Here is a 6,000-nt window from a genome sequence, read left to right as displayed (position 1 = left end):
GGGGGCGCGCGTCGCGTGGCGGGCGTGGACGAGGCCGGGCGCGGGCCGCTGGCCGGCCCCGTCACCGCGGCGGCCGTGGTATTGGACCCGCAGAACATCCCTGACGGCCTGAACGACAGCAAGAAGCTGACCGCCGCGCGGCGCGACGCGCTGGCCGCTTGGATCATGGAGCATTGCGACTGGTCCGTGGCCCATGTCGATCCGGTCGAAATCGACGCCCTGAACATCCTGCGCGCCAGCCATGTCGCGATGTGCCGCGCCCTGGCCGGGCTGCGCCAGCCGCCCTGCCACGTTCTGATCGATGGCAACATGCTGCCCCGCGATCTGACCCTGCCCGCGCAGGCGATGGTCAAGGGCGATGCGCGTTGCCTGTCGATCGCCGCGGCCTCGATCGTGGCCAAGGTGTTGCGCGACCGCATCATGGTGGATTTGGCGCAACAGCACCCCGGATATGGCTGGGACGTGAATGCCGGATACCCCACGCCAGGCCACAAGCGCGCCCTGCTAGATCTGGGGATAACCCCACATCATAGGCGGTCGTTCAGGCCAGTCCACAACATCTTGTGTAAAGCCCCTTTGGTAAGTGACTGATTTGAAAAAGAAATTGACGGCGATTCGCATCTGAATCATCTTTGGGGACATACCAGACCGGCAAAAGCCGGCATTTCCCGAAGGCAGAGCATGACGAAAACCAAGGACCAGCGCGCGGATTCCGCGCGGCCATTACCGCTGAACCAGATTCTGGGCGGGGATTGCATCGAGATCATGAACAGCCTGCCCGCGGGCAGCGTGGACCTGATCTTTGCCGATCCGCCCTATAATTTGCAGCTGAAGGGCGACTTGCATCGCCCCGACAACAGCCTGGTCGATGCGGTGGACGATCATTGGGACCAGTTTTCCAGCTTTGCCACCTATGACGCCTTCACCCGCGACTGGCTGGCCGCAGCCCGCCGCCTGCTGAAGCCGAACGGCGCGATCTGGGTGATCGGCAGCTATCACAACATCTTCCGCGTCGGCGCCGAACTGCAGAACCAGCAGTTCTGGATCATGAACGACGTGATCTGGCGCAAGTCGAACCCGATGCCGAACTTTCGCGGCAAGCGCCTGACCAACGCGCATGAGACGCTGATCTGGGCGGCAAAGTCGGAAAGCTCGAAATACACGTTCAACTACGAGGCGCTGAAGTCGCTGAACGAGGGCGTCCAGATGCGCAGCGACTGGGTGCTGCCGATCTGCAACGGCGGCGAGCGGCTGAAGGACGCGGCCGGCGACAAGGCCCATCCGACGCAAAAGCCGGAATCGCTGCTGCACCGGGTGATCCTGGGCACGACTAATCCCGGCGACGTGGTGCTGGACCCGTTCTTCGGCACCGGCACCACCGGTGCGGTCGCCAAGATGCTGGGCCGCGACTATATCGGGATCGAGCGCGAGGAGACCTATCGCGAGGTCGCGGGCCGCCGCCTGTCGCGCGTCCGCCGGCTGGACGCCGACGCCATCGCCACCACCCGCGCCAAGCGCGCCGAGGTGCGCATCCCCTTCGGGCAGGTCATCGAACGCGGCATGCTGCGCCCCGGAGAGGAGTTGTTCTCGATCGGCAACCGTCACAAGGCCAAGGTCCGTGCCGACGGGTCGCTGATCGGGAACGACGTCAAGGGGTCGATCCATCAGGTCGGCGCCGCGCTGGAAGGCGCGCCCAGCTGCAACGGCTGGACCTATTGGCATTTCCGGCGCGAGGGCAAGATGATCCCCCTGGACATCCTGCGCCAGCAGATCCGCGCCGAGATGGAAGGCGACGCCCCCCGGCCCAACTGAGTTTCACCCTTCGCCAGTTCCCCCGTGCGCATCGCGCACGGCCGGAACCACCTTGCCCCGCCATGTCCGCATGGCGGGGGTTTTTCGTCCGTCAGCCCTTCATCGACCGCATGAAGGCCGCGATGCTTTCGGCGTCGTCCTGATCGGACCCGGCACGGTCGCGCCGTTCGGCCAGCCATTCCAGCAGCGATGCGGCCTCGCGGTCGGAAAACCGCATCTCCCAGTCACTGAACAGGCGCTGTTGCAGCGGTCCCTGGTCCAGCACCGTGAAGTTCAGGTGGCGGTCATCCTCGCGCAGCACGTCGATCAGCCGGAACAGGCGAATGCGCGGCCCCTCGACCCATTGGAAGAACAGCCCGTCCTCATGGTGCAGGCATCCGGTCAGCCCCGCCGCCCGGTTGCGGTCGCGCGCATGATGCAGGATGCGTTCCAGGTCGTCGCGTTGCATGCCGGGACGGGCCACGCTGCGGTACAGAAGATAACCCAGACTGTCGCCCGCGGCGAAGTGATAGGGCTGCGCATCGCTGTGCATCAGCATCGAATCGTCGTTCATTCCGGTCGGTCCCTATTACGCCTTGGGACATTTTTCCATTTTGTGCACACAATGCAAGGTTGTGCCCGGGATAAGCTGCGCAGCCTTTTAGCGATATTTGCCGGCCCCTGCGGCAGGCGCGCTACAGCGCGTTGCGGGGCAGGGGCAGGGTGCCGCGGTTATAGTCGGTCCAGTCGGTGATCTCTGGATAGAACTGGCGCCGCCAGGCGCGCACGCGGGGGTTCATGCGCCGCCGCCACAGCGGCGGGACCATCGCCAGCAGCGTCATCGCCGGATAGCCCATCGGCAGCTGCGGCGCCTCGTTCGCGCCATAGGTCTGCAGCAGCGGAAAGCGGCGGTCGGGCTTTGTGTGATGGTCGGAATGGCGCTGCAGGTTGATCAGCAGCCAGTTGGTCGCGGTGTGGCTGGCGTTCCAGCTGTGGCGCGGGCGGACGGGTTCATAGCGGCCGTCCCCCAGATGCTTGCGCGACAACCCGTAATGTTCGACGTAATTCGTCAGCTCCAGCTGCCAGACGGCGATCAGCGCCTGGAACAGGAACAGCCCCAGCCCGGTCCAGCCCCCCACGGCCATGGCCAGCCCCAGCATCGCCCCCTGCAGCACGCCGTAACGCCAGAAGGGGTTGCGGCGGTCCCAAGGGCTGCGGCCAGCGCGGGCCAGGAACCGCGTCTCGGCCCGCCACGCGCTGCGGGGGCCGTCGATCAGGACGCGGGCGAAGAAGCGGTGAAAGCCTTCGTTGTAGCGGGCCGAGACGGCGTCGCGCGGGGTCGACACCCAGCTGTGATGCACCAGCAGGTGCTCGGTGCGGAAATGCGAATAAAGGACCGACGCCAGCAGCAGGTCCCCCAGCCAGCGTTCAGCCGGCGTCTTCTGGTGCAGCAGTTCATGCGCATAGACGATGCCGACGCTGCCCGACATGACACCGATGGCAAAGAACAGCCCAAGCGATTCCCACCCCGACAGGTGGTCCGTGCGCCCGGCCACCCACAGGCAGGCCAGAATCGTGGCCGCCTGCAGCGGAAACCAGATCAGCGTCACGGCGCGATGCCAGAACAGCTGGTCGGTGGCGATGTCCGGGTCGGGATTGGCCTCGTTCAGGCCCAGCACGCGGTCCAGTACCGTGGTCAGGTACCAGGCATAGACCGGCACGATCAGCCACCACATCCCGCCCCCCCAGGCCGCCAGCGCGACCAGGGGGATCAGGGCGACGGACAGCCAGAAGGGCGCCGCGGCGGGCAGGGGGGCATGGCTCATGCCGCGATGCTACCCCTGAAGATGCGGCTGCGCCATATCCCAGGCCTTGCGCATCAGCCCCGGCAGGGCGTCGCGGTCGATCTGCCGCAGGGGGACCAGTTCCCCGCGCGTGGGATTGCCGGTCAGATCGCCCAGCAGCACGGTCAGATCCAGCGTGAAATGCGTGAAGACATGGCGCACGGCGCCCAGGTCGCGCCAGTCGGCGGGGCCAGGCGGGGGCATGTCGCGCCCGTCCCACTGCGCCGACGGAAAGGCCAGCGTGCCGCCCAGCAGCCCCTTGGGCGGGCGGTGTTCCAGCACAAGCGCATCGCCCTGGCGCGCCAGCCAGACCACGCCCTGACGCGTGGGCTTGGCGGCCTTGGGGGTCTTGCGGGGCAGTTCGGCCGCGATCCCCTGGGCGCGGGCGTCGCACTGGGCCTGGACGGGGCAGATGACGCAGGCGGGGCTGCGGGGCGTGCAGATGGTCGCGCCCAGGTCCATCATCGCCTGCGCGTAATCGCCCGGGCGGGACTGCGGTGTCAGCCCGTCGGCCAGCGCCACCAGTTCCGGTTTCGCGCGGGGCAGGGGTGTCTGGACCGCGAACAGCCGCGACACCACGCGTTCGACATTGCCGTCCACCACGGTTTCCACCCGGTCGAAGGCGATCGAGGCGATCGCGGCCGATGTATAGGCCCCGATCCCCGGCAGCGCGGACAACCCGTCGCGCATGTCGGGAAAGCCGCCCCGCGCCGCCACCGCACGGGCGCAGGCCAGCAGGTTTCGGGCGCGGGCGTAGTATCCCAACCCCGCCCATTCGGCCATCACCTGCGCGTCATCGGCCGCCGCAAGGTCCTGGACCGTCGGCCACAGCGCGGTGAACCGCAGGAAATACGCCTTGACCGCCGCGACGGTGGTCTGCTGCAGCATCACCTCGGACAGCCAGACGCGATAGGGGTCGGCAGGGCCGCCGCCGGGGGGCACCCGCCAGGGCAGGCTGCGGGCATGGCGGTCGTACCAATCCAGCAGGTCGGGGGCGATCACCTTGCTTTCACGCAATTATGTGGGCCTTTGCAAAAGGGCGCGCTTTCATCCGGGGGGATGGCTGGCTAAGAATGGCCGGGTGATAGCAGCAAAGGCGCCCATGGCCCACCCGTCCGACGCCCCAAAGAACTGGATCCGTCGTCGCAGCCGCGGCTTTCAGGCGGCAGCCACCCTGCTGGCCGACCGCGTCCAGAAGGCGGCCGAGGGGCGCGGATTCGCGGTCACCCGCCTGCTGACCAACTGGGCCGAGATCGCGGGCCCGCAGCTGGCCCCCGTCACCCGTCCGGTCCGCATCAGCCACGCCCGCACGGGCTTTGGCGCCACACTGACGCTGCTGACCACCGGCCCCATGGCGCCCATGGTCGAGATGCAGCTGCCCCGGCTGCGCGACCGCGTCAACGCCTGCTACGGCTATAACGCCGTCAGCCGCATCACCCTGACGCAGACCGCCGCAACCGGCTTTGCCGAAGGGCAGGCGGCCTTTTCCCATGCGCCCCGCCCGGACCGCGCGCCCGATCCCGCGATCGTGGCGCAGGCCCGGGGGGTGGGGCAGCAGTTTTCCGATCCGACCCTTGCCCAGGCCATGGCGCAACTGGCGATGAACGTCGCCAGCCGCCGGACCTGACATGACATGCACGACCTGAAAGGACTTTCCATGTTTCTGCGATTTGCCGCAACCGCCGTCGCGATGACCCTGGCCGCCCCCGCCTTTGCGCAGGACGCCGCCGCGACCCCCGAAACCCTGCCCGACATCGCCCAGGGCGCCGAGGACGCGCCCCTGACGATCGTCGAATACGCCAGCTTCACCTGCGGGCATTGCGCGAATTTCCACGCCAACGTCTATCCGCAGCTCAAGGCGGAATACATCGACACCGGCAAGGTCCGCTTCGTGCAGCGCGACGTCTACTTCGACCAGCCGGGCCTGTGGGCCGGAATCCTGGCGCGCTGCGGTGGCGACGACAAGTTCTTCCCCGTGTCCGGGATGCTGTTCGACGAACAGGAACAGTGGCTGGCCGGCGGTTCGGGCGACGAGATCGCGACGAACCTGCGCCGCATCGGCCTGAAGGCCGGGATGACCGAGGAACAGATGACCGCCTGCTGGGAGGACACCGCCAAGGTCGAACAGCTGATCGCCACGTTCCAGACGAACGCCACCGCCGACGAGGTCGAGGCCACCCCGACCTTCATCATCGGCGGAGAGAAGGTGTCGAACCAGCCCTGGGACAGCATGAAGGAAATCATCGACACCAAGCTGGCCGAGGCCGCCCCGGCCGAGTGACGCATCGCCCTACAGGGCCCCGTGACGGGGTCTTGCACGCGCGCGATTGATTTTCGCCCGGAATGGTCGCAGGATCGGCGGGCG

Annotated in this window: 7 protein-coding genes; 4 read left to right on the top strand and 3 right to left on the bottom strand. The window is 67.4% G+C overall.

What is annotated here, in order from left to right; genetic code table 11:
- Both FHD68_RS08520 and FHD68_RS08515 read left to right on the top strand, forming a co-directional pair.
- A partial coding sequence (locus tag FHD68_RS08520) for a ribonuclease HII (protein ID WP_139085528.1) occupies positions 1-591 on the top strand: 591 nt, incomplete at its 5' end.
- Between the two features lie 90 nt (positions 592-681).
- On the top strand, positions 682-1,812 hold the full coding sequence (locus FHD68_RS08515) for a site-specific DNA-methyltransferase (RefSeq protein ID WP_127897736.1): 1,131 nt from the start codon (positions 682-684) through the stop codon (positions 1,810-1,812).
- A gap of 91 nt (positions 1,813-1,903) precedes the next feature.
- Here FHD68_RS08515 and FHD68_RS08510 read toward each other — a convergent pair whose 3' ends face one another.
- The 3 genes from FHD68_RS08510 to FHD68_RS08500 form a co-directional block, all read right to left on the bottom strand.
- Positions 1,904-2,365, bottom strand: coding sequence for a BLUF domain-containing protein (locus tag FHD68_RS08510; protein ID WP_127897737.1), 462 nt, complete (start codon positions 2,363-2,365; stop codon positions 1,904-1,906).
- Positions 2,366-2,486: 121 nt separating this feature from the next.
- Positions 2,487-3,617: an alkane 1-monooxygenase gene (locus FHD68_RS08505; RefSeq protein ID WP_127897738.1), complete on the bottom strand. Its 1,131-nt coding sequence runs from the start codon at positions 3,615-3,617 to the stop codon at positions 2,487-2,489.
- Positions 3,618-3,626: 9 nt separating this feature from the next.
- Complete coding sequence (locus FHD68_RS08500) at positions 3,627-4,652, bottom strand: A/G-specific adenine glycosylase (protein ID WP_240542484.1); 1,026 nt, start codon at positions 4,650-4,652, stop codon at positions 3,627-3,629.
- Positions 4,653-4,737: 85 nt separating this feature from the next.
- Between FHD68_RS08500 and FHD68_RS08495 the strand changes: the two genes are divergently transcribed.
- Positions 4,738-5,262, top strand: coding sequence for a DUF721 domain-containing protein (locus FHD68_RS08495; protein ID WP_139085526.1), 525 nt, complete (start codon positions 4,738-4,740; stop codon positions 5,260-5,262).
- 30 nt (positions 5,263-5,292) lie between these two features.
- Positions 5,293-5,916, top strand: a complete 624-nt coding sequence (locus tag FHD68_RS08490; protein WP_127897739.1) for a DsbA family protein — start codon at positions 5,293-5,295, stop codon at positions 5,914-5,916.
- Positions 5,917-6,000: the final 84 nt, after the last annotated feature.

It is taken from the genome of Paracoccus marcusii (assembly GCF_006151785.1).
GTDB lineage: Bacteria > Pseudomonadota > Alphaproteobacteria > Rhodobacterales > Rhodobacteraceae > Paracoccus > Paracoccus marcusii.
This window is presented reverse-complemented; position numbering and strand designations above follow the sequence as displayed.

Bases quoted from the DNA above. Each gene is read 5' to 3' on its own strand.
- FHD68_RS08515 (WP_127897736.1), top strand. From the start codon at position 682: ATGACGAAAACCAAGGACCAGCGCGCGGATTCCGCGCGGCCATTACCG.
- FHD68_RS08510 (WP_127897737.1), bottom strand. From the start codon at position 2,365: ATGAACGACGATTCGATGCTGATGCACAGCGATGCGCAGCCCTATCAC.
- FHD68_RS08505 (WP_127897738.1), bottom strand. From the start codon at position 3,617: ATGAGCCATGCCCCCCTGCCCGCCGCGGCGCCCTTCTGGCTGTCCGTC.
- FHD68_RS08495 (WP_139085526.1), top strand. From the start codon at position 4,738: ATGGCCCACCCGTCCGACGCCCCAAAGAACTGGATCCGTCGTCGCAGC.
- FHD68_RS08490 (WP_127897739.1), top strand. From the start codon at position 5,293: ATGTTTCTGCGATTTGCCGCAACCGCCGTCGCGATGACCCTGGCCGCC.